At 71.1% G+C, this 21,885-nt stretch carries 17 protein-coding genes and 1 riboswitch; of the genes, 9 read left to right on the top strand and 8 right to left on the bottom strand.

The window, feature by feature from the left end; translation table 11 throughout:
- Positions 1 to 163: 163 nt before the first annotated feature.
- Genes cobJ through CLV68_RS18225 form a run of 3 tightly spaced genes read right to left on the bottom strand, consistent with a single transcriptional unit; the run spans position 164 to position 3,590 of the window.
- Positions 164 to 1,681 carry a precorrin-3B C(17)-methyltransferase gene (gene cobJ / locus CLV68_RS18235; protein WP_121392036.1) on the bottom strand — a complete coding sequence of 506 codons (1,518 nt, stop codon included), beginning with the start codon at positions 1,679 to 1,681 and terminating at the stop codon, positions 164 to 166.
- Positions 1,678 to 2,304: a precorrin-8X methylmutase gene (locus tag CLV68_RS18230; protein ID WP_121392035.1), complete on the bottom strand. Its 627-nt coding sequence runs from the start codon at positions 2,302 to 2,304 to the stop codon at positions 1,678 to 1,680. Before CLV68_RS18230 ends, cobJ begins: the two co-directional genes overlap by 4 nt.
- A 2-nt stretch (positions 2,305 to 2,306) precedes the next feature.
- A complete protein-coding gene (locus CLV68_RS18225) occupies positions 2,307 to 3,590 on the bottom strand; it encodes a precorrin-3B synthase (RefSeq protein ID WP_121392034.1) in 1,284 nt (427 codons plus the stop codon).
- Positions 3,591 to 3,630: 40 nt separating this feature from the next.
- Positions 3,631 to 3,772: riboswitch (cobalamin riboswitch) on the top strand.
- A 48-nt stretch (positions 3,773 to 3,820) separates the two neighbouring features.
- Here CLV68_RS18225 and cobN point away from each other — a divergent pair.
- The 5 genes from cobN to CLV68_RS18200 all read left to right on the top strand — a co-directional run bounded on the left by cobN (position 3,821) and on the right by CLV68_RS18200 (position 14,926).
- A complete protein-coding gene (gene cobN / locus CLV68_RS18220; RefSeq protein WP_121392033.1) occupies positions 3,821 to 7,408 on the top strand; it encodes a cobaltochelatase subunit CobN in 3,588 nt (1,195 codons plus the stop codon).
- Between the two features lie 738 nt (positions 7,409 to 8,146).
- The gene (locus tag CLV68_RS18215; protein WP_121392032.1) at positions 8,147 to 8,650 is read left to right on the top strand and encodes a hemerythrin domain-containing protein; all 504 of its coding nucleotides are present in this window, start codon (positions 8,147 to 8,149) and stop codon (positions 8,648 to 8,650) included.
- 31 nt (positions 8,651 to 8,681) lie between these two features.
- On the top strand, positions 8,682 to 9,221 hold the full coding sequence (locus tag CLV68_RS18210) for a DoxX family protein (RefSeq protein WP_121392031.1): 540 nt from the start codon (positions 8,682 to 8,684) through the stop codon (positions 9,219 to 9,221).
- Between the two features lie 74 nt (positions 9,222 to 9,295).
- Positions 9,296 to 11,869, top strand: coding sequence for a bifunctional FO biosynthesis protein CofGH (locus CLV68_RS18205; RefSeq protein ID WP_425454861.1), 2,574 nt, complete (start codon positions 9,296 to 9,298; stop codon positions 11,867 to 11,869).
- Positions 11,870 to 11,989: 120 nt separating this feature from the next.
- The gene (locus CLV68_RS18200; RefSeq protein WP_170224432.1) at positions 11,990 to 14,926 is read left to right on the top strand and encodes an NACHT domain-containing protein; all 2,937 of its coding nucleotides are present in this window, start codon (positions 11,990 to 11,992) and stop codon (positions 14,924 to 14,926) included.
- A 39-nt stretch (positions 14,927 to 14,965) separates the two neighbouring features.
- On the opposite strand, the gene CLV68_RS18195 is transcribed toward CLV68_RS18200, so the two are convergent.
- Complete coding sequence (locus CLV68_RS18195; protein ID WP_121392029.1) at positions 14,966 to 15,865, bottom strand: ROK family protein; 900 nt, start codon at positions 15,863 to 15,865, stop codon at positions 14,966 to 14,968.
- Positions 15,866 to 16,049: 184 nt separating this feature from the next.
- Here CLV68_RS18195 and CLV68_RS18190 point away from each other — a divergent pair, with 184 nt between their 5' ends.
- Positions 16,050 to 16,832 carry a DeoR/GlpR family DNA-binding transcription regulator gene (locus tag CLV68_RS18190; protein ID WP_121392028.1) on the top strand — a complete coding sequence of 261 codons (783 nt, stop codon included), beginning with the start codon at positions 16,050 to 16,052 and terminating at the stop codon, positions 16,830 to 16,832.
- A gap of 130 nt (positions 16,833 to 16,962) precedes the next feature.
- On the opposite strand, the gene CLV68_RS18185 is transcribed toward CLV68_RS18190, so the two are convergent.
- Positions 16,963 to 17,403, bottom strand: coding sequence for a MarR family winged helix-turn-helix transcriptional regulator (locus tag CLV68_RS18185; RefSeq protein WP_092780145.1), 441 nt, complete (start codon positions 17,401 to 17,403; stop codon positions 16,963 to 16,965).
- A 92-nt stretch (positions 17,404 to 17,495) separates the two neighbouring features.
- On the opposite strand from CLV68_RS18185, the gene wrbA reads away from it, so the two are divergent.
- The 3 genes from wrbA to CLV68_RS18170 are packed head-to-tail and all read left to right on the top strand — an operon-like array spanning position 17,496 to position 19,419.
- Positions 17,496 to 18,107 (top strand): NAD(P)H:quinone oxidoreductase, encoded by a 612-nt coding sequence (gene wrbA, locus CLV68_RS18180; protein ID WP_121392027.1) that lies wholly within the window; start codon positions 17,496 to 17,498, stop codon positions 18,105 to 18,107.
- A 29-nt stretch (positions 18,108 to 18,136) separates the two neighbouring features.
- Entirely contained in the window at positions 18,137 to 18,640 is a 504-nt protein-coding gene (locus CLV68_RS18175; RefSeq protein WP_121392026.1) for a VOC family protein, read from the top strand.
- Positions 18,637 to 19,419 (top strand): pirin family protein, encoded by a 783-nt coding sequence (locus CLV68_RS18170; protein WP_246009946.1) that lies wholly within the window; start codon positions 18,637 to 18,639, stop codon positions 19,417 to 19,419. The genes CLV68_RS18175 and CLV68_RS18170 overlap by 4 nt, the downstream gene beginning before the upstream one ends.
- A gap of 64 nt (positions 19,420 to 19,483) precedes the next feature.
- Here CLV68_RS18170 and CLV68_RS18165 read toward each other — a convergent pair whose 3' ends face one another.
- From CLV68_RS18165 to CLV68_RS18155, 3 genes are read right to left on the bottom strand one after another with little or no spacing between them, the layout of a single operon-like run.
- The gene (locus CLV68_RS18165; RefSeq protein WP_121392025.1) at positions 19,484 to 19,672 is read right to left on the bottom strand and encodes a hypothetical protein; all 189 of its coding nucleotides are present in this window, start codon (positions 19,670 to 19,672) and stop codon (positions 19,484 to 19,486) included.
- Complete coding sequence (locus CLV68_RS18160) at positions 19,669 to 20,721, bottom strand: acyl-CoA dehydrogenase family protein (protein WP_121392024.1); 1,053 nt, start codon at positions 20,719 to 20,721, stop codon at positions 19,669 to 19,671. The genes CLV68_RS18165 and CLV68_RS18160 overlap by 4 nt, the downstream gene beginning before the upstream one ends.
- On the bottom strand, positions 20,718 to 21,881 hold the full coding sequence (locus CLV68_RS18155; RefSeq protein ID WP_246009997.1) for an acyl-CoA dehydrogenase family protein: 1,164 nt from the start codon (positions 21,879 to 21,881) through the stop codon (positions 20,718 to 20,720). Before CLV68_RS18155 ends, CLV68_RS18160 begins: the two co-directional genes overlap by 4 nt.
- Between the last annotated feature and the right edge of the window lie 4 nt (positions 21,882 to 21,885).

Below are 21,885 nucleotides of genomic sequence, written 5' to 3'. Positions count from 1 at the left end.
GCCGTGTTGGTCGCTATGCCGGTGGCGTCGAGTTGTGGTGCGGGTGAAGACCTACTCGCCACTTGCGTGTGCGGACTAGGTGGCCGCAGTGTCGCCTTTGCCCATTGCCTTCGTGGTGGTCTGATTGTCGATGTGGTCGGCGAATCCACAGTCGGCGTGGTCGCTATGCCGGTGGGGTGGGGTAGTGGCGCGGGGTGAAGACGACATGCGTGCCGTCGGGCTTCTCGATGTGGCGGGTTTGGGAGGAGCCGATCAGGAGTAGGCAGCGCATGTCCACTGTGGTCGGATCCAGGTCGGCGAGGCGGACGACGCGGATCGACTCCTCTGGGCCGCCGACGTCGCGGCCGATGACGACCGGGGTGTTGGGGGAGCGGTGGGTGAGGAGGAGGTCGCGGGCCTCGGCGAGTTGCCAGGTGCGGGTCTTGGAGGCCGGGTTGTAGATGGCGATGACCAGGTCCGCCTGGGCCACGGCGGTGAGGCGGGTGGTGATGACCTGCCACGGTTTGAGGCGGTCGGACAGGGAGATCACGCAGAAGTCGTGGCCCAGGGGCGCGCCCACGCGGCTGGCGACGGCCTGGGCGGCGGTCAGGCCGGGGAGGACGCGGACCGGGACGCCCTCCCACTGGGGGTCGGTGGCGACCTCCAGCACGGCGGTGGCCATGGCGAAGACCCCCGGGTCGCCGGACGACACGACCACGACTCGGCGGCCGCGTTTGGCCAGGTCCAGCGCGAACGCCGCGCGCTCGGCCTCCACCTGGTTGTCCGAGGCGTGCCGTTGTTGGCGCGGGTTGACCGGGACGCGGTCGAGATAGGTCTTGTAGCCGACGAGATCATCGGCCAGGGACAAAGCTTCCTGCGCTTCCGGTGTCAACCACGGCCGACCAGCGGGGCCGGTGCCCACCACGACGACCTCGCCCGGGACTGGAGCCGCCTCGACCGCGGGCCGCGCCGAGCTCACACCGTCGTTGACCGGGCTCGGCAGCAGCGCCAACGAGAAGTACGGCACGCTCGACGGATCCACTTCGGACAGTGGAAGGCTGCGCCCCGTCGACCACGTCGCCCGTTCCACGTACAGCGCCCGGTCCAGCTTCCCGGCCTGCTCGAACGCGTCCCGCACCTTGCCGAACGTGCGCCCCAGCTTCAGCACCGCCGCCGAATCGGTCCGCGCCAGGTGCTCCGCCAACGCCTCTCCAGGCAACGTGCCCGGTAGGACCGTCAGCACCTCTTCGCCCTCCACGAGCGGACGACCCAAGACCGCCGCGGCAGCACTAACGGACGTGATGCCCGGAACCACCTCGGTCGGATATCGGTCACTCAGCCGCTTGTGCATGTGCATGTAAGAGCCATAGAACAGCGGATCGCCCTCGGCTAGGACAACCACGTCCCGACCGGCGTCCAAGTGCGCGGCCAACCTCGCAGCCGCGTGCTCGTAGAACTCGGTCATCGCGCCCGCGTAACCGCCAGGGTGGTCCGTTGTCTCTACCGTCAGCGGGTAGACCAACTGCTCCTCGATCTGCCCCTCACGCAAGTACGGCTCAGCCACCCCGCGCGCGATAGACCTACCGTGCTGGGCACTGTGGTACGCGATCACATCAGCCGCGCCAATCAGTCGAGCCGCCTTGACGGTGACTAGATCGGGGTCGCCGGGACCGAGCCCGACGCCATAGAGGGTGCCGGTCACTCTGCCTCACTCGCGATCGCGTTGACAGCGGCAACAGCCATGGCGCTACCGCCGCGCCGACCACGAACCACCAGGTACGGGATACCGCCGCCGTGCGCGGCAAGAGCGTCTTTCGACTCCGCGGCGCCGATGAACCCAACGGGCAGCCCCAGGATCGCGGCCGGACGACCCGCGCCCGCGTCGATCATGTCGAGCAGGTGGAACAACGCGGTCGGCGCGTTGCCGATGGCCACCACCGACCCCGCCAGCCGGTCCCGCCACAGCTCCAACGCCGCCGCGCTGCGCGTGTTCCCCAGTTCCGCGGCCCGCTCAGGCACTCCGGGCTCGGTCAGCGTGCAGACGATCTCGTTGTCGGCGGGCAGGCGCTTGCGGGTGATCCCGGAGGCCACCATGTGCGCGTCACACAGCACCGGCGCGCCCGCCAGCAGCGCGGCGCGAGCGGAGGCGACCACATCGGGGGAGTAGGCGACGTCGTCGACCAGGTCGACCATGCCGCAGGCGTGGATCATGCGCACCACGACGCGCGCCACATCCTCGGGCAGCCCGGCCAGGTTGGCCTCACTGCGGATGGTCGCGAACGAGCGGCGGTAGATCTCCGCGCCGTCCCTGATGTAGTCCGTCACCGTTAGTCCTGCCTTCCCTGGGCGACCGCCTCAGTCACCCGCTCGCCGGGGATCGCCCGGCCGTCAACGAGGTAGCCGTCCGTTGTGGCCACCACGTCGAGCACGTCTCCCGCCGGTCGCCCGCACCGACGCGCGCACCCCGCCCAGTGCACAGCCCGCCCCGGCACCGACACAGCCAGCGCCGCGGCCCGCACGTCGGCCAGCGCCTTGTGGCAGTGCGGCCGACCCGCGCACGCCGTCACCCCGATCCCGGCGGCCGTCGGGTCGGTGATCAACCCGATCTCGGGCAGTTCACCGCGCACCACGACCCCACGCCACGGGGTGATGACCACATCGCCGAGCGCCCGCGCCTGGTCCGCGGTCAACCGCCCCAACGGCACGGCCGCACCGACACCAAGACCGCCGTCAGCGAACACGACCGGCCCGATCGGCCCACCGGTGGGTGGTGTGCCCGGCATCACCCGCTCCGCCGTGACCGCGATGCCCGGCCCCCGAAGTCCGGACAGCGGACCGGCCTGCCCCAGGCTGTTGGCAGACGTGGCCGCAGAATCACTGAGCGTGGCCGCGGTGTCAACGAGCCTGGCCGCTGTGTCACTGAGCGTGGCCGCAGTGTCAACGAGCGTGGCCGCAGTGTCCGCGAGCGTGGCCACATAGTCACTGAGCGTGGCCGCGATGACCCCCGGGTCCGGCAGTTCGACGATCCGCCACTGCTCGCCCCTGACCTGCAAGAACGCCTTCGCGCAGGCGACCATAGCCGGGACGACCTGGTCGGGTGCCACTCGCACGCCGTGGTCGATGCCGCCGATCAGCAGGGCTACCCGGTCGCCGACCGGGAGGGCCGCCAGGTCCGCGCCCGACCACGCCACGTCACCGGCGCCGCTGTCCAGGGCGAACAGGAACCGGCCCGGCAGGGCGGCCAGGTCACTCTCCGCGCACACCGCCGCGTCCAGCTCGGCCACCAGGTCACCGGGTCCCAGCGGGGACGCCATGATGTTGCGCACTTTCTCGTGGGTCCGCGACGGCAGCAGCCCGATCGCCGCCAGTTCCGCGCCCAGTTCCACCTCGGCGCCCTCAGCCAGCCCGCGCAGCTGCAGGTTCGCCCGCGACGTCAACTCCAGGGCGCCGTCACCCAGGTCGACGGCCAGATCAGCCAGCCGGTGCAGCTGGTCGGCGCGCAGCCACCCACCCGGGACCCGGACCCGCGCCAGTCCGCCGTCGGCCGCGCGGTGCACGTCGAGCGCACCTGGGCAGGCGTCGGCGCCCGTTCGGCGCTGGGAGGAAGGCACCTGCCGAATATAGGGTGAGCGCGAAGCAGCGATGGCAATGGAGGAAGCCGGTGGGAGTCCGGCGCGGTCCCGCCAGAGGGTGGTGGGCGGGAATGTTCCTGTCACCGGGGAGCGGACCCTGAACACGCCACGGCACCAGCCGGAAGGCCAGGGCGAGCGCTGATCCGGGAGCCAGGACACTCCGGCCGTCGCCACCCACGACCCGGGGCGAGGACCCCAGGAAGGGCCTCATGATCCTGCTCTTGTCGACCTCGGACACCGATCTGCTCTCCGCGCGCGCCAGCGGCGCCGAGTACCGGCTGGCCAACCCGGCCCGGCTGCACCTCGACGACCTGCCCGGCCTGCTCGACGGCGCCGACATCGTCGTCGTCCGGCTGCTGGGGGGTCGCCGGGCGTGGGAGGAGGGCCTGGACTCGCTGCTCGCCGGGCCGCGGCCGGTGGTCGTCCTGGGTGGTGAGCAGGCGCCGGACGCGGAGCTGATGGAGCTGTCCACGGTGCCCGGCGGGGTCGTCGCCGAGGCCCACCGCTACCTCGCCTTCGGCGGCCCGGACAACCTCCGTGAGCTTGTTCACTTCCTGTCCGACACGATCCTGCTCACCGGCACCGGGTTCGCCGCGCCGGTCGACCTGGCGCCGTGGGGTCACCTGGAGCGAGAGGCCCGCCGGACCGAGGGGCCCCGCGTTGGCGTCCTCTACTACCGCGCGCACCACCTGGCCGGGAACACCGCGTTCATCGCCGCCCTAGCTGACGCTGTCGAGGACGCCGGAGCGGTAGCGGTACCGGTCTACTGCGCGTCGTTGCGTACCGCGCCGCAGGAGTTGCTGTCCGTTCTAGGCACGCTCGACGCTCTTATCGTCACCGTGCTCGCTGCCGGTGGGACGCTGCCCGCCGCCGCTAGCGCTGGTGGGGACGACGGCGCTTGGGACGTGGGCGCCCTCGCTGACCTGGACATCCCGATCCTGCAGGGTCTAGCGCTGACCTCTGACCGGGCAACCTGGGAGGAGAGTGACGACGGCCTGTCGCCGTTGGACACTGCGACGCAGGTAGCGGTACCGGAGTTCGACGGCCGTCTGATCACTGTGCCGTTCTCGTTCAAGGAGCAGGACCGCGACGGGCTCTCGGTATACGTACCGGACCCCGAGAGGGCTGCCCGGGTCGCGGGTATCGCGGTCAAGCACGCCGTGCTGCGTCACACCCCGCCCGCCGAGCGCAAGATCGCGCTGATGCTCTCCGCGTACCCGACGAAGCACTCTCGCATCGGTAACGCTGTCGGCCTCGACTCGCCGGTTAGCGCTATCCGCCTGCTGGAGGCACTCCGCGCTGCGGGCTACGACCTCGGCCCCGAGGACGCCCTGCCGGGTGTGGCCAACGGTGACGGCGACGCACTCATCCACGCGCTGATCGAGGCGGGCGGCCAGGACCCGAACTGGCTGACCGAGAAGCAGTTGACCGGCAACCCGGTGCGCATCTCCGCCGCCGAGTACCGCGCCTACTTCGACACCCTGCCCGAGGACCTGCGCGCCTCGATGGAGCAGCACTGGGGTCCCGCGCCGGGCGAGCTGTTCGTCGACCGCTCCGCCGACCCCGGTGGCGAGATCGTCCTGGCCGCGCTGCGGGCCGGGAACCTGGTGCTGATGGTCCAGCCGCCGCGGGGCTTCGGCGAGAACCCGGTCGCGATCTACCACGACCCCGACCTGCCGCCGAGCCACCACTACCTCGCCGCGTACCGCTGGGTCGCTAGCACCTTCGGCGCGCACGCGATGGTCCACTTGGGAAAGCACGGCAACCTGGAGTGGTTGCCCGGCAAGAACCTCGGGCTCTCGGCGTCGTGCGGACCGGACGCCGCGCTGGGTGATCTGCCGCTGGTGTACCCGTTCCTGGTCAACGACCCGGGCGAGGGCACGCAGGCCAAGCGGCGCGCGCACGCCACCCTGGTCGACCACCTGGTCCCGCCGATGGCCCGCGCCGAGAGCTACGGCGACATCGCCCGGCTGGAGCAGCTGCTCGACGAGCACTCCAACATCGCCGCGATGGACCCGGCGAAGCTGCCCGCCATCCGCGCGCAGATCTGGACGCTGATCCAGGCCGCCAAGCTCGACCACGACCTCGGCCTGGACGACCGCCCGCACGACGTCGAGTTCGACGACTTCCTGCTGCACGTCGACGGCTGGCTGTGCGAGATCAAGGACGTGCAGATCCGCGACGGCCTGCACACCCTCGGCGACGCCCCGGTCGGCGCCGCGCGGGTGAACCTGGTCAACTCGATGCTGCGCGCCCGCCAGATGTGGGGTGGGCAGGCCGCCGCGCTGCCGGGCCTGCGCGAGGCGCTCGGGCTGGCGGAGGACGGGTCGGAGAGCCGCACCCGGGTCGACGAGATCGACGCGATCGGGCTGTCCTTGGTGCAGGCCATGGAGGACGCGGGGTGGTCCGACGCGCGACAGGTCTGTGTGGACGTTCTCGGGGAGCCGAACCCCGCTGTCGAGGCGGTTCTGGGCTTCGCGGCCGAGGAGATCGTGCCGCGCCTGGCCCGCACGACCGACGAGCTGGACAACATCCTGCACGCCCTGGACGGCGGGTACGTGCCCGCCGGGCCGAGCGGGTCCCCGTTGCGCGGCTTGGTGAACGTGCTGCCGACGGGGCGCAACTTCTACTCCGTCGACCCGAAGGCGATCCCCTCCCGGCTGGCGTGGGAGACGGGTTCGGCGATGGCGGAGTCGCTGCTCGCCCGGTACCGCAAGGACACGGGGGAGTGGCCGCGCTCGGTCGGGCTGTCGGTGTGGGGGACCTCGGCGATGCGCACCTCCGGCGACGACATCGCCGAGGTGTTGGCACTGTTGGGAGTTCGGCCGGTCTGGGACGAGGCGTCGCGCCGGGTCAGCTCGCTGGAGGCCATCCCGCTGGCCGAGCTGGGTCGACCGCGCGTCGACGTGACGGTCCGCATCTCCGGCTTCTTCCGCGACGCCTTCCCGCACGTGGTCTACATGCTCGACGACGCAGTACGCCTGGTCGCCGACCTCGACGAGTCCGATGAGGACAATTACGTCCGAGCCCACGTTCAGGCCGATTCCGACGCCGATGCCCGGACCGCGACCACCCGCATCTTCGGCTCCAAGCCGGGCGCGTACGGCGCCGGCCTGCTCCCGTTGATCGACAGCCACAACTGGCGCGACGACTCCGACCTAGCCGAGGTCTACGCCGTCTGGGGCGGCTTCGCCTACGGCCGCGACCTCGACGGCATCGCCGCCCGCCCGGCCATGGAAGCCGCCTACCGCCGCATCAACGTGGCCGCCAAGAACGTCGACACCCGAGAACACGACATCGCCGACTCCGACGACTACTTCCAGTACCACGGCGGCATGATCGCCACGGTCCGCGCCCTCACTGGCCGCGCTCCGGCGGCCTACATCGGGGACAGCACTCGGCCGGAGTCTGTGCGAACGCGGACCTTGGCCGAGGAGACGAACCGGGTCTTCCGGTCGCGTGTGGTCAATCCGCGCTGGATCGAGGCGATGCGGCGGCACGGGTACAAGGGCGCCTTCGAGTTGGCGGCCACTGTGGACTATCTGTTCGGGTACGACGCGACGACTGGTGTTGTGGCTGACTGGATGTACGACAAGTTGGCGCAAACGTATGCGCTGGATCCGGAGAACCGGAAGTTCCTGAGCGAGTCGAATCCTTGGGCGCTGCACGGGATCGCGGAGCGGTTGCTGGAGGCGGCTGAGCGGAAGATGTGGGCTGAGCCGGATCCGGAGACGTTGCGGGAGTTGCGGGAGCTGTATCTGCAGGTGGAGGGGGATATCGAGGCTGGGTCGGAGTAGGTGGGCTGGGGGGTGGGGCGGGTTGTCCACAGGGTGGCTGCTCGCTCTGCCCGTTTTGTCGGTGCCTCCCGGTAGGCTGTGTATCGGGGGGTGCTTTGACGGGTTTGATCTTGAGCTGAGGGTGGTCTGGCTCTCGGTCTTGCCTGCGGCGTCGACGATCAACGGCTCGCCTTCGGCATTGCGGTGGGGCGCGAGTTTCGAGCTTTGCTCGATGCGGCGAACTCGTTTTGCGCGGGGCCCCGACAGCACCCGTGGCAGAACCACAAAGCAGGGGCCGAAAAGCAGGCCCTGCCACGGTGAGCGACGCTACGGGCACTGCTCCCCCACACAAAACAAGTCCACCCCATCGAGCCGGGTTGGCACCAGCGACTGCGAGGAGCGTTGCTTGGCCAACGTTGTTTGGGGGCGCGTGGTGGCCAACGTCTGAGAGGGATACCTGCGGACCGGTGTCTGAGAGGGGCGCGTGGGGCTGGCCGACGTCGGAGGGGGCTACGCCTGGGAGGGCGTGCGGGGCGTGTTGGGTGCGGTGGCCCGTGTGGTGTTTGGGGCGCGCGTGGGTCGAGGTCGGGTGGGGATCAGTGGGTGTGGGGGCGTGTACTGGCGGGTCTGGGCTGTCGTCGCCTGATGGGGTGGTGTGGGGGGACGGGGGGGGGGGAACGGGCCTAGCGTGGCTGGGAGGTTGAGCGGCTGCTGGTGGGGGTACTGACCGGGTGGGAAGACCAGGTTGGGAGGCGGGCAGTGTCCGGAGACGTCATCGAGTTGATCCTGGCTGATCATCGGCGGTTCGAGGACTTGTTCCGGCGGTTGCGGGACAACTCCGAGGACAGGGTGGGGGCGCTCAGGGATCTCGCCGAGTTGCTGGTGGCGCACGCGGAGGCCGAGGAGGGGGAGGTCTACCCGGCGTTGCGGCGGTTCCAGGACATCGACGCGCACGAGGTCGAGCACGGGGCCGAGGAGCACGCCGAGGGGCACCAGGCGCTGTTGGCGTTGATGGAGGTCGGGGATCCCGAGGCGCCGGACTGGGACGCGAAGCTGGAGGACCTGGTCAAGGCCATCAACCACCACCTCGACGAGGAGGAGCGGACCATCCTCAACTCCGCCCGCGACACCGTGCCGGAGCAGCGGCGCGTCGAGCTCGGCGAGAGGTTCGTCGAGGCCAGGGCCGCGCGCGTGTCGGCGGGGTGCGGGGACATCTCGCACGTGCGTGACCTGGTCGAGCAGACCAAGCACCGGGTCGACTGAACCAGGCACGAGACCAGAGAGGGACTAGATCATGATCCTGCGCAGGCTGGCCCGTCCGATGCTCGCCGCCATCTTCATCAGCGGGGGGATCAACGCGTTGCGGTCGCCCGAGGCGCACGCCGAGGCCGCGAAACCGCTACTCGCCAAGGTCGGCGGCAAGCTCCCCGAGCAGGTGCCGACCGATCCGGTCACCCTCGTGCGCATCGACGGCGCCGTCAAGGTCGCCGCCGGGGTCGCGCTGGCGCTGGGGAAGGTGCCGCGGCTGGCCGCGCTGCTGCTCTCGGCCAGTGTGGTCCCGACCACTGTCGCCGCGCACCCGTTCTGGGAGGAGAAGGACCCGGCCGAGCGCAAGCAGCAGCTGGTCCACTTCCTCAAGAACGTCGGCCTGCTCGGCGGGCTGCTGCTCGCCTCCGCCGACACGCACGGCAAACCGTCTGTCGCGTGGCGTGCCAGGCGGGCCACCCACGACCTCGGTGACTGGATCTCCGACACGAGCGACCACGTCGGATCCGCCGTCGTGAGCGCGCCCCGCAAGGCGAGGAAGGCCGTCGTCGGGGTGCTGCCCGGCTGAGTCCGGAATCACCAGGGCCGCGATTTCGTCCATACCGGTGGATAGGTTGGACGAAGCCACTCCCTGGAGGTGCCGTGACCCTGCCCGTGCCCACCGACTCCGCGCTCCGACGTGCCCTGCGCCGGGCCCGCGACGGCGTCGCGGTGGACCAGACCGAGGCCGAGATCCTGCTGCACGCGCGGGGTGAGCAGCTGGCCGACCTGTTCGCCACCGCCTCCCGCGTGCGCGACGCCGGGCTGGCCGAGGTGGGCAGGGCCGGGGTGATCACCTACTCGCGCAAGGTGTTCATCCCGCTCACCCGGCTCTGCCGTGACCGGTGTCACTACTGCACCTTCGCGACGGTGCCCGGTCGGCTGCCCGCGCCGTTCCTCAGCCCCGACGAGGTGCTGGAGATCGCCAGGCAGGGCGGGGCGATGGGCTGCAAGGAAGCCCTGTTCACCCTCGGTGACCGCCCGGAGGACCGGTGGACCGCGGCCGCGGAGTGGCTGGAGGCCGCGGGCTACCCCGACACCCTGTCGTACGTGCGGGCGATGGCGATCCGGGTGCTGGAGGAGACCGGCCTGCTGCCGCACCTCAACCCCGGCGTGCTCGGGTGGACCGACTTCCAGCGCCTCAAGCCGGTCGCGCCGTCGATGGGGATGATGCTGGAGACCACGGCGGAGAAGCTGTGGTCGGAGCAGGGCGGGCCGCACTACGGGTCGCCGGACAAGGAACCCGCGGTGCGGCTGCGGGTGCTGGAGGAGGCGGGCCGCTCGGCGGTGCCGTTCACCACCGGCGTGCTGATCGGCATCGGCGAGACCCTGGCCGACCGGGTCGAGTCGCTGTTCGCGATCCGCCGGATCTCCCGGCAGTACGGTGGGATCCAGGAGACGATCATCCAGAACTTCCGGGCCAAACCGGACACCGCGATGCGCGGCATGCCCGACGCCGAGGCCGAGGAACTCGCCGCGACCGTCGCCGTCGCGCGGGTCGTGCTCGGCCCCAAGGCCCGGATCCAGGCGCCGCCCAACCTCATCGGCGGCGAGTTCGAACTGCTGCTGCGCGCCGGGATCGACGACTGGGGCGGCGTGTCACCGCTGACGCCCGACCACGTCAACCCCGAGCGCCCCTGGCCGCAGATCGACACCCTCGCCGAGCGCACCGCCGCGGCCGGGTTCCGGCTCGCCGAGCGGTTGACCATCTACCCCGAGTACCTCAAGCGGGGCGAGCCCTGGCTCGATCCCCGGCTCGCCGCGCACGTCGCCGCACTGGCCGATCCGGACACCGGGCTCGCCGTCGAGGACGCGCCCGTGGTCGGGAGGCCCTGGCAGGAACCGGAAGTCGCGCTGGTCGATTCCGGACGGACAGACCTGCACAGCACGATCGACACCACCGGCCGCACCTCGGACCGCCGCGACGACTTCGACTCCGTGTACGGCGACTGGGAGTCCTTGCGGGAGCAGGTTGTCCACGCCGATCGGATCGTGGGCGGTGGGGGAGCGGTCCGGCCGGAGTTCGTGACGGCGTTGCGGCACGCGGAGAAGAACCCTTCCGGTCTGTCCGATTCGGACGCGTTGATGCTGCTGTCGGCCGGGCCGGGGGCGGAGATCGAGGCGTTGGCGGCCTTCGCGGACGCGTTGCGGCGCGAGGCGGTGGGCGATGACGTGACCTACGTGGTCACTCGGAACATCAACTTCACCAACGTGTGCTACACCGGTTGCCGGTTCTGCGCTTTCGCCCAGCGCCGCACGGATGCCGACGCGTACACGCTGTCGCTGGAGCAGGTCGGCACGCGGGCGGAACAGGCGTGGGCCGTCGGTGCGACCGAGGTGTGCATGCAGGGCGGTATCCACCCTGACCTGCCTGGCACGGCGTACTTCGACATCGCGGCCGAGGTCCGCAAGCGGGCGCCCGGGCTGCACGTGCACGCGTTCTCGCCGATGGAGGTCGTCAACGGTGCCACCAGGTCCAATCTGTCCATTGCGGACTGGTTGACGGCCGCCCGCGAGTCCGGTGTGGACTCACTGCCCGGCACGGCGGCCGAGATCCTCGACGACGACGTGCGCTGGGTGCTCACCAAGGGGAAGCTGCCCACCGCCGAGTGGATCGAGGTCGTCACGACCGCGCACCGGCTCGGCATCCCGACCACGTCCACGATGATGTACGGCCACGTCGACACCCCCGCGCACTGGGTGGCGCACCTCAAGCTGATCGGCGCCCTGCAGGACGACACGGGCGGGTTCAGCGAGTTCGTCCTGCTGCCGTTCGTCCACACCAACGCCCCGCTCTACCTCGCGGGCATCGCCCGCCCCGGCCCCACCCACCTGGAGAACCGCGCCGTCCACGCCCTGGCCAGGATCCTGCTGCACGGCCGCATCCCCAACATCCAGACCAGCTGGGTCAAACTCGGCGACCCGGGTGTGGTGGACGTCCTGCGCGGCGGCGTGAATGACCTTGGGGGGACGCTCATGGAGGAGACCATCAGCCGGATGGCGGGCAGCGCCAACGGCAGCTACAAGACGATCGCTGATCTGGAGGCGTTGGCTGCTCTTGCGGGTCGGCCTGCCCGGCAACGCACCACCACGTATGGCGAGGTGCCGGTCGAACGGCGCGCGGCTGCGTTGGCGGCGGATGGGGTGTGGAAACCCAGCTTGCTGCCACTGGTCTGAGTCGCCGGTCCCGCGCCTGTATCCGGGCCTGGGACCGGCATGGATCGCGCAGGTCTGATCCCCAGGTCTGCACGGTTCGGCCGCCGTAACGGAGCCCGGCTTGGCGGCGATCATGCGGAGGTGACTGGCGCCGTCGTAGCCGCTGCGATCGCCGCCGCCGGGCTCGTCGCCCTGTTCGTGGCCAAGCAATTCCTCGGTGAGTACCTCAAGCGGTCCGGCGCCAGCGCGTTCGACCGGTCGGCCCGCTGGTACTCCCGCCGGGCCAAGTTCGGCCGCCGCCTGGTCCGCCGGTACGCGGAGGTCGTCGAGCAGGACTTCACCAAGCACGCCATGGGCTTCGTCACCGACGGGGTCATCGACATCGACCAGGTGTACGTGCCGTTGCAGTACGAGCGTGGCGGCACCCGGCAGGACATCTACGAGAACATCCGCGAGCAGTCCTGTTCGGTGGTGATCGGCCCGGCAGGCGCGGGCAAGTCCATGCTGCTGAAGAACTCGATGCTGTTGTGGGCACGTCAAGCCCGTACCACCCGCGTGCCCGTGCTCGTCGAGCTGCACCGTTGCAACGGTTCGCAGGACACCCTGGTCGATCTCATCGTCGCGGAACTGGCCCGCTCCCGAGTGCGTGGCGGCGACCGCATCCGCGATGTTGTGCTGCGCGGTCTCCAAGACGGTGCTTTCGCGTTGTTGCTCGACGGCTTGGACGAGGTCGGGCGGGACGACCTGCAACGGGTCCACGCCGCACTGCGTGATCTCGCGCGGGAGTACCCGGACTGCCAGTACATCGTGACCTGCCGCGACGTGGTCTACCAGGGCCAGCCGCTGGGGCCGACGTTCGCCCACGTCGTGCGGGTGGCGGAGTTCGACGACGCCGCCGTGATCCGCTTCCTCGGCAACTGGCGCGGCCTGTCCGACCCCGTCGAGTTGTTCACCAGCCTGCGGGACAACCCGGCCCTGATGAGACTGGCCCGCAGCCCGCTGCTGCTGACGATGATCGCCTACCTGCACACCGAGGTGCTCACCAAGTCCGGCAAGCGCCTGCCGACCTCACGGCCCGCCTTCTACCAGGACGCGATCACCCACCTGCTCAACCGCGATCCCGATCTCGGCCGCTCCAGGTCGGTCTACCACGCGGGGGAGAAGCTGGCGGTGCTGCAGCAGGTCGCCCTGCGCTCCATGGAGTCCACCGGCGAGGACCGGCTCACCCTGTCCCGCCGCGCCCTGGAGTCGACCACCAAGAAGCTGCTCCCCGACCTCAACCTCGACGACAGCCACGTCAAGGATCTGCTCGACGAGATCATCGACCGCAGCCAACTCCTGGTGGCCACCGACAGGGTGCGCACGAACTACACCTTCCGCCACCTCACCCTCCAGGAGTACCTCACGGCGGTTGAACTGGCCGACGACCCCGATGGCCTCCTGCGCCGCTACTCGGCCGACCCGGCCGCCTGGCGGGAGACGGTGAAGCTCTGGTGCGGGGCCACCACCCGCGACTCCACCAAGGTCATCGCCGAGATCTTCGGCTCCGCCGAGTCCCACCACCGCGTCCTCGCCCTCGAATGCCTCGCCGAGGCCACCCGCGTCGACAGCGACTTCGCCGACCTCGTCATCCGGCACTTCCTCGACCGCCTCGGCACCGATGACCCTGCCCGCCACGCCATCAACACCGCGCTCGGCGCCGTCGCGTCGGACAGCCGTCCTCGCGGCAACCGCGTGCGTGCCGACCTGGCCGCCCTCGCCCGGGCAGAGGTCCTGGCCCGCGACGATGCCATGTCCGCGCTCTCCGCCTCGGGACGCCCAGACGCGGCCGTGGTCCTCGCGGAGGAAGCGGAACTCCATGACTTCGCTCGGCAAGCACTGCGCGGCATGGGCGAGTTGGCCATCCCCGCCCTCGTGTCCCGCAGCAGGGTGGACGCTGTGTGGGCGGTGGACGACCTGGCCGCGATCGGCACTCCCGCCGCCGCTGAGGCATTGGTCGGTGTTCTTTGGGACGACACGGGGCAGGTGTCCACCAGGGCCGCTTGGCGGCTGGCGGACCTGCTGGCGCGGCCGGGGATCGAGGACCAGGTGCGCCGGGCGGACCTGCCGCGTGGCGCTCACGCCGAGATGCAGTGGGTGTGGCAACCGTTCGCGTCCGGAAAGGACGATCCACTGCTGGTCGTCTGCGGTCGGATCGCGGACATCATGAACAATTCCCGGATCGCGGACCATTCCCCGGGCTGGCCCGCTGACCTCAGGGCCGTCGACCCGAGACTGGCCATCCCGATCGCCGTATACGGGTTCCGGCGCACACGACCACTGCCGTTCACCGCGGTCGAGGTCATCGACCACATCATCGGCCAGCCGGGGCTGGGCGCCGGGCCGAAGCAGCGGATCAGGCGCTTCTTGCTGGAACAGGGAAGCGGGCATGGTCCCCTGGTGAGCCGGGTGTGCCGCACGATTGCCATGAGCATCGACGTGCCCCGCAGCCAGATGCGGCTCTTGGCCCTGCTCAGTTGGCCGGTGCAACGGGTGCTCTACCTGATGCTGCTCGAAGACGCGGGCTCGGTCTCCCGCGAGGTGCGCACCGCCGACTGGGCCACCATCCGGGCCGCGCAACGACCCACCAAACTCTTGCGGTGGGCGAGCCGGTGGGTGCTGTTCCCGCTCGTGGGGGCGATGCTCGCCACCGGGGTCCTCCGGAGTGTCCTGACGATCTTCGAGGTCTGGCCCGTGGGATCGGTGTGGGCCGCCGCCATCTCGTCGGTCGTGCTCGTCGCCGGAGTGCTGTCGCTGTGGGTGCTCGGGCGCGCCGACGCCCGCACCGGTCGGCAGACCGGGCTGAGTATTGTGTCGGCGCTGGCGGCCATCGCGGTCGCCTGCGTGCTCAGTGCCATCACCCTCGGTGAGTTGACCGGCCCACTGGGTGTCCTGGCGCTTGGGGTGGTGAGTGCCGCGAGTGTCGCGTGTTGGCTGGTCGCGGACCGGTGGGACCGGATTCGGGACAACCCGTTCCGGCGGTGCTTCGAGGCGGAGGGCGCCCGTATCGATGATCGGGCGTCGGTGGTCGCGGGGTGACCGCGCCGCTGGACGAGGGCGGCGCGGTCGGGGGTGGGGTTAGGACTTGGCGGCTTGCCAGCCTAGGAGGGCGGCGCCTACGCGGCCTGCGTCTTGGCCTAGGGCGGCGCGGACCACTTCTGGTTTGCGTTGGAACTGGAGGCGGTTGAGGAGTTCCTCGCGGAGCGGGGCGATGAGGGCTTCGCCCGCCTCTGCCACGCCGCCGCCGATGACGATGATGGAGGGGCCGAATAGGGTTACCGCGGCTTGGAGGGCGGTGGCCAGGGCGTCGATGGCGTCCCGCCAGACGGCGCGGGCGTCGGGGTCGGTGGTGAGCAGGCCCGCTACTCCGGCGGCGTCGGTGATGGTGCGGCCGGTGCGTTCGGCGTAGCGGCGGGCGAAGGCGGGGGCGGCGGCGAGGGTTTCCAGGCAGCCGCGGGCGCCGCAGCCGCAGGTGGCGCCGCCGGGGTCGACGATGAGGTGGCCGATCTCACCGGCGTAGCCCGAGGCGCCGAGCACGGAGCCGTCCACCTGGACCGCGGCGGCGATACCGGTGCCGACCGGCATGAACATGGCGTCCGGCGCGCCCTTGCCCGCGCCGACGGTGAACTCGGCCAGGCCGCCCGTGCGCACGTCGTGGCGGACCAGCAGCGGCACCGACGTCGCCGCCTCCAACTCCGCGCGCAGCGGCACGTCGTGCCACCCCAGGTTGACCGCCGTGCGGACCAGGCCGAGGTCGTCGTCGACCACCCCCGGCACCGCCACCCCCGCGCCCACCACGTCGTGGCCTGCGCCGAGCCGGTTGACCAGCTCGGCGATCTGGCCGACGTCGGCCACCTCGCCGATCCGCCTGGTCGGCTCGCGCAGGGTCTCGACGGCGCGCAGGTCCCGGTCGACCAGTGCGGCCTTGATCGAGGTACCTCCGACGTCCACCGCGACCACGTGCTGGTCCGCTGCCATGCGCTTCCTTCCCCTTGGGCGTCCATCTCCGGCGCTCGAGCGCTCGAACCTGCTCGCGCGCGCACCGAATACTGCGTGATCAGTCAGCCGATGCCAAGCGTTTCGGTCGTTGAATGTGCGTTCACTTGGCGATACCTTGCAACGCCGCGAGTGTGCGCGGGAGGGCAGGGAGGGTGGTGCACGGGTGGACCGGTACGAGCGGCTCAGCACGCTGCTGGACATGCTCGGGCAGCGTGGCAAGGTCGACGTCGACGACCTCGCCGACGAACTCGGGGTGAGCGCGGCCACCATCCGCCGCGACCTCGACCACCTCGCCGAGCAGCAGCTGCTCACCCGCACCCGCGGCGGCGCCGTCGCCAACAACGTCGCCTACGACCTGCCGCTGCGCTACAAGACCGCCCGGCACGCCTCCGAGAAGGAGCGCATCGGCAAGGCCGCGGCCGCGATGGTCGCCCGCGGCACCGTGGTCGGCCTCAACGGCGGCACCACCACCACCGAGATCGCCCGCGCGCTGGCCATCCGCCCCGACTTCAACCAGACCGACGAACCGGCGCTGACCGTGGTCACCAACGCGCTCAACATCGCCAACGAGCTGGCCGTCCGCCCGCACGTCAAGATCGTCGTCACCGGCGGCGTCGCCCGCCCGCAGTCCTTCGAGCTCAGCGGCCCGCTGGCCACCAGGATCCTCGACGAGATCACCCTGGACGTGGTGTTCCTCGGCGTCGACGCGGTCGACCCGGTGCACGGCGCCTACGCCCACCACGAGGGCGAGGCCAGCATCAACCGGCTGATGGCCGAGCGGGCCCGCCGGGTCATCGTCATCGCCGACAGCTCCAAGCTCGGCCGCCACGCCTTCGCCCAGATCTGCCCGGTGTCGGCCATGCGCCTGCTCATCACCGACTCCGCCGCCCCCGTCGAGGCCGTCGCCGCCTTCGAGGACGCCGGCGTGGAAGTGGTCCGAGTCTGATCCAGGGCGATCGTCAGGGGCTGGAGCGGCGCCGCGGTCGTCCGGATGGCGCGCCAGGTCGGGGACGGTGCCGGGTGGGGACGAGGGGGCGGGTGGCGGGAGGGATCAGGCAGAGTCCTGAGCAGCCGCTCTAGTCCTGGGCGGCGGCGCGGACCTTGGCCAGTGCCGAGCCGACGGCGGCGAGTTCGTCGGTGTCGAGCACGTCCACCACCAGCCGCCGCACCTCCAGCACGTGGTCGCGCGCGGCCGCCTCCAGCCGGGCCCGACCCGGGTCCGTCAGCGCCGCGTGCACCCCCCTGCGGTCCTGCGGGCACGGCGAGCGCGTCACCAGGCCGGCGCGGACCAGCCGGTCGACGGTCTGGGTGACCCGGGCCCGCGAGTGGCTGACCTGCGCGGCGAGCTCGGACATGTGCAGGTGCCCCTCGGACAGGTGCACCAGGATCTCGTACTCGGCCAGCGTCAGGCCGTGGCTGTCGCGCAGGTGCTTGTCGACGCGGGCCAGCAGCAGGCCCGCGCCCTCCACGAGCGCGCGCCAGGAGCGTTGCTGGGCGGCGTCCAACCAGGGCGTCACCGGTCCAGCCTACGCAGCACCCCTCTCGTTGACATCGCAACTACCCGGGGCTACAGTCGCGGTAGTTAATTCATTAACTAGTTGGAGGAACGGTGACCGAGCAGGTCAAGGTGGCGGTCGTGTACTACTCGGCGACGGGCAGCGTGTACGCGCTGGCCAGGGCCGCCGCCGAGGCGGCGGAGAAGGAGGGCGCCGAGGTCCGCCTGGTCAAGGCCAAGGAGCTCGCCCCGGCCGAGGCCATCGCGGCCAACGAGGGCTGGGCGGCGCACGCCGCCGAGACCCAGTCGGTTCCCGAGGCGACGATGGACGACCTGGACTGGGCCGACGTCGTCCTGATCGGCAGCCCGACCCGCTTCGGCCTGCCCGCCGCGCAGGTCAAGCAGTTCATCGACCAGGCAGGTCCGCTGTGGTCGCAGGGCAAGCTGGTGGACAAGGTGGCATCGTCGTTCACGTCCACCGGTACCGCGCACGGCGGCCAGGAGACGACCATCACGGCGATCAACAACACCTTCTACCACTGGGGCGCGATCATCGTGGCCCCCGGCTACGCCGACCCGATCCAGTTCCAGGCGGGCAACCCCTACGGTGCCAGCCACATCTCCCACAACGGCGCCACCCCGCCGGGGGAGACCGAGTTGGCCGCGATCTCGTTCCAGGCGAGCCGCGCGGTCAAGGTCGCCGCCCGGCTCAAGCGCGGCGCCTGAGACACCCGAACCCGGAAGGCGGAGAAACCATGGCACTGCCGGACAGCCGCGTCGCCGAGCTGACCGCGGAACGCGACCGGCTGCGGACCGAACTGCTGCGCGAGCGCGGGCAGCGCCCCGCCAGCAGCGCCCGCGGCATCCACCACACCGCGCTGATCAGCGGGGACGTGCGCCGGACGGTCGAGTTCTACCAGGACGTGCTCGGGTTCCCGCTGACCGAGATGTTCGAGAACCGCGACTACCCGGGGTCCACGCACTTCTTCTTCGACGTGGGCAACGGCAACGCGGTCGCGTTCTTCGACCTGCCCGGCCTCGACCTCGGCGACTACGCCGAGGTCCTGGGCGGGCTGCACCACCTGGCGATCTCCATGGCGCCGGACCAGTGGCAGGCGGCCAGGGCGCGGCTGGATGCCGCCGGTGTGGCCTACATGGAGGAGAGCGGCACCTCGGTGTACTTCCGCGACCCCGATGGCGCCCGCGTGGAACTCATCGCCGACCCGCTCGGCGAGATGTACGGGGAGTTGGTCGTATGAAGGACAACAGCATGAACATCGACACCGCGGTGGATGTCCGCAGGGCCGGGGACCGGTTCAAGACGAACATCGGCTGGCTGGACTCGAAGCACTCGTTCTCCTTCGGCCACCACCAGGACCACCGCAACACCCACTTCGGGCTGCTGCTGGTGAACAACGACGACGTGGTGACCCCTGGCTCCGGGTTCGACACGCACCCGCACCGGGACATGGAGATCGTCACCTGGGTGCTGCGCGGCGCCCTGGTGCACCAGGACTCCGAGGGGCACAGCGGGATCATCTACCCGGGCCTGGCCCAGCGGATGAGCGCGGGCACCGGGATCCTGCACTCGGAGAAGAACGACTCGTGGCGGGTCTCCGGCGGGCCGAAGCACGCCGACCCGGTGCACTTCGTGCAGATGTGGGTGGTGCCGGACGAGGCGGGCAAGGCCCCCGGGTACGAGCAGCTGGAGATCGACGACGAGCTGCTCGCGGGCGGTCTGGTGCCGGTCGCGTCGGGGATGCCCGAGCACGAGGGTGCCTCGGCCATCCGGATCGGCCAGAAGCACGCCGCGCTCTACGCCGCCAGGATCGCCCCCGGTGGCACGGTGACGCTGCCGGACGCGCCGTTCGTGCACCTGTTCGTGCCGGTCGGGTCGGTCACGCTGGAGCAGTCCGGTGCGCTGGCCACCGGTGACGCCGCGCGCATCACCGCCTCGGGTGGTCAGCGGGTCACGGCCGGGCCGCAGGGCGCGGAGATCCTGGTGTGGGAGATGCACGCCACTGTCCGCCTGGGCTGACTCCCGCACGGGAGGACCCGTGATGTGCGAGGGGCCACGTGGCCCCGGCGCCTGACCTGCCCGGTCAGGCGCCGGTGTCGTCGGTGCGCGGGGGAGTGGGGCGGCGGACGTAGAGGACACCGGCGTCGAGGTCGATCGGGCCGGTGGTCAGCTCCTCGATCCGCTCGAGTGCCGGGTCCTGGCCGTTGCCCGCCTCGTCCTGGCTCTCCTTGCGGAGCTTCTGGCTGCCGAACAGCTCGCCGAATGCGCTCATGGTGTCGACTGTAGGGGCAGGTCCACCAGCGGGGCGAGGGTCGCGCGGTGCCTGCCGGGGGTGCCGAGCGCGATCTCGTCGGCCTTGGCGCGCTTGAGGTACAGGTGCGCGGGGTGCTCCCAGGTCATGCCGGTCCCGCCGTGCAGCTGCACGCACTCCTCGGCCGCCCGGACCGCGACCGTCGAGCACAGCGACTGCGCGACCGACACCGCGATGTCCACGTCGACCCCGGTGGCCAGGGCGTCGGCGGCGTGCCGGGCGGCGGCGGTGGCCAGCACGATGGACTGCCACAGGTCGGCGACGCGGTGCTTGAGCGCCTGGAACGACCCGACGGGCCTGCCGAACTGGTAGCGGCCCTTGATGTGGGCGACCGTGCTGTCCAGGCACCACCGGGCGATGCCGACCTGCTCGGACGCCAGGATCCCCGCCCCCACGACCAGGGCGGCGCGGACGGCCTCGTCGCCGGGGCCCGCGAGCGGGGTCGTGGGGGCGCCGGTGATGTCGACGTCGGCGATGGGCCGGGTCTGGTCGAGCGAGGTCACCGGTGTGACCGCCGCGTGGCGTGCCTCGACCAGGTGGACCGTTCCCTCGACCGGGACGACGAGCACATCGGCTGCCTCGGCGTCGGCGACACTGCGCGCCTTGTACCCGCCTGCTGTTGGTCCCCAGGACGACAACGGCACCACCAGGGCGGCTGTCGTCTCACCCTGGGCGAGTCGGCTGAGCAGGTCACGGGCGGCGGGGTCGTCGGCGAGGTGGGTCAGGACGGCGGTGGCCAGGACCGCGCTGCCGAGGAACGGGACCGGGGCCACTGATCGCCCCAACTCCTCGGCGACCACCGCCGTCTCGCGGTAGCTCGCGCCCTGACCGCCCAGGTGTTCCGGCACGTGCAGCGAGGTGGCACCGATGCGCGCCAGATCCCGCCACAGCGCCGTGTCAGCTCCGTTCCCCAGGTTGGCGAGCACGGCAGCGGGCGCGGCCCGGTCGGCGAGCAGACCGGCCACGCTCGCCCGCAGGTCGTCTTCGACGTCGGTGTAGAGCAGGTTCATCGGGGGAGGTCCTTCCAGGGCACGTCCTTGTCGGACCTCGGTTCGGCGGGGAGTCCCAGCACCCGTTCGGCGATGATGTTGCGGAGGACCTCGGAGGTGCCGCCCTCGATGGAGTTGCCCTTGGCGCGCAGGTAGCGGTATCCCGCCTCGCGGCCGGTGAAGTCGACCGCGGCCGGGCGGTGGGCGGTCCAGTCGTCGTAGCGGAGGCCGTCTTCGGCGAGGAGCTCGACCTCGAGGCCGGAGAGGGCCTGGGACAGGCGGGCGAAGCCGAGTTTCATGGCCGAGCCCTCCGGGCCGGGGGAGCCCGCGGCGAGTTGTTGGCGTAGGCGGATCCCGGCCAGGCGCAGCGCTTCCGACTCCACCCACAGGCCCAGCAGGCGGTCGTGCAGCTCGGCTGTCCTGCGGTCCGGGTGCGCCCGCCAGGTGTCCGCGACCACCCCGACCATGCCGCCCTCGCGCGGGACCGGGCGGCCGCCGATCGCGACCCGCTCGTTCATCAGCGTCGTCTGGGCGATCCGCCAGCCCGCGCCGACCTCGCCGACCCGGTGCGCGTCCGGTACCCGCACCCCGGTCAGGAACACCTCGTTGAACTCGGCCTCGCCGGTGATCTGCCGCAGTGGCCGGACCTCGACCCCCGGCGCGGTCATGTCGCACAGGAAGTACGTGATCCCCGCGTGCTTGGGCACGTCCGGGTCGGTGCGGGCGAGCAGGATGGCCCACCGGGCGTTGTGCGCGCTGGAGGTCCACACCTTCTGCCCGGTCACCACCCAGTCGTCACCGTCGCGCCGCGCCCGCGTCCCCAGCGCCGCCAGGTCCGATCCCGCTCCCGGCTCGCTGAACAGCTGGCACCACACCTCCTCGCCGGTCCACAGTGGACGCAGGAAGCGCAGCCGCTGCTCGTCGGTGCCGTGCGCCAGGATCGTCGGCGCGGCCATGCCCAGCCCGATGCCGATCCGCCGCGGGCTGTTGTCCGGCGCGCCCGCCTCGGCCAGCGCCCGGTCGACCTCCTGCTGCGCGTCGCGGGGCGCGCCGAGCCCACCGAGCCCGACCGGGAAGTGCACCCACGCCAGGCCCGCGTCGAACCGGGCCCGCAAGAACCCCAGCCGCTCGGTCTTCGCCGGGTCGTGCGCCGACAGCAACGCCGTGACCCTGTCCCGCATCCCG

This window comes from Actinokineospora cianjurensis (assembly GCF_003663795.1).
Lineage (GTDB): Bacteria > Actinomycetota > Actinomycetes > Mycobacteriales > Pseudonocardiaceae > Actinokineospora > Actinokineospora terrae.
Note: the sequence above shows the minus strand (reverse complement) of the source record. Positions and strands in the feature narration are given on the sequence as shown.

Coding starts and splice junctions, on each gene's coding strand:
- CLV68_RS18165 (WP_121392025.1), bottom strand. CDS start 19,672: ATGAGCGCATTCGGCGAGCTGTTCGGCAGCCAGAAGCTCCGCAAGGAG.
- CLV68_RS18160 (WP_121392024.1), bottom strand. CDS start 20,721: ATGAACCTGCTCTACACCGACGTCGAAGACGACCTGCGGGCGAGCGTG.
- CLV68_RS18175 (WP_121392026.1), top strand. CDS start 18,137: ATGGCACTGCCGGACAGCCGCGTCGCCGAGCTGACCGCGGAACGCGAC.
- cobN (WP_121392033.1), top strand. CDS start 3,821: ATGATCCTGCTCTTGTCGACCTCGGACACCGATCTGCTCTCCGCGCGC.
- CLV68_RS18155 (WP_246009997.1), bottom strand. CDS start 21,881: ATGCGGGACAGGGTCACGGCGTTGCTGTCGGCGCACGACCCGGCGAAG.
- CLV68_RS18210 (WP_121392031.1), top strand. CDS start 8,682: ATGATCCTGCGCAGGCTGGCCCGTCCGATGCTCGCCGCCATCTTCATC.
- CLV68_RS18195 (WP_121392029.1), bottom strand. CDS start 15,865: ATGGCAGCGGACCAGCACGTGGTCGCGGTGGACGTCGGAGGTACCTCG.
- CLV68_RS18170 (WP_246009946.1), top strand. CDS start 18,637: ATGAAGGACAACAGCATGAACATCGACACCGCGGTGGATGTCCGCAGG.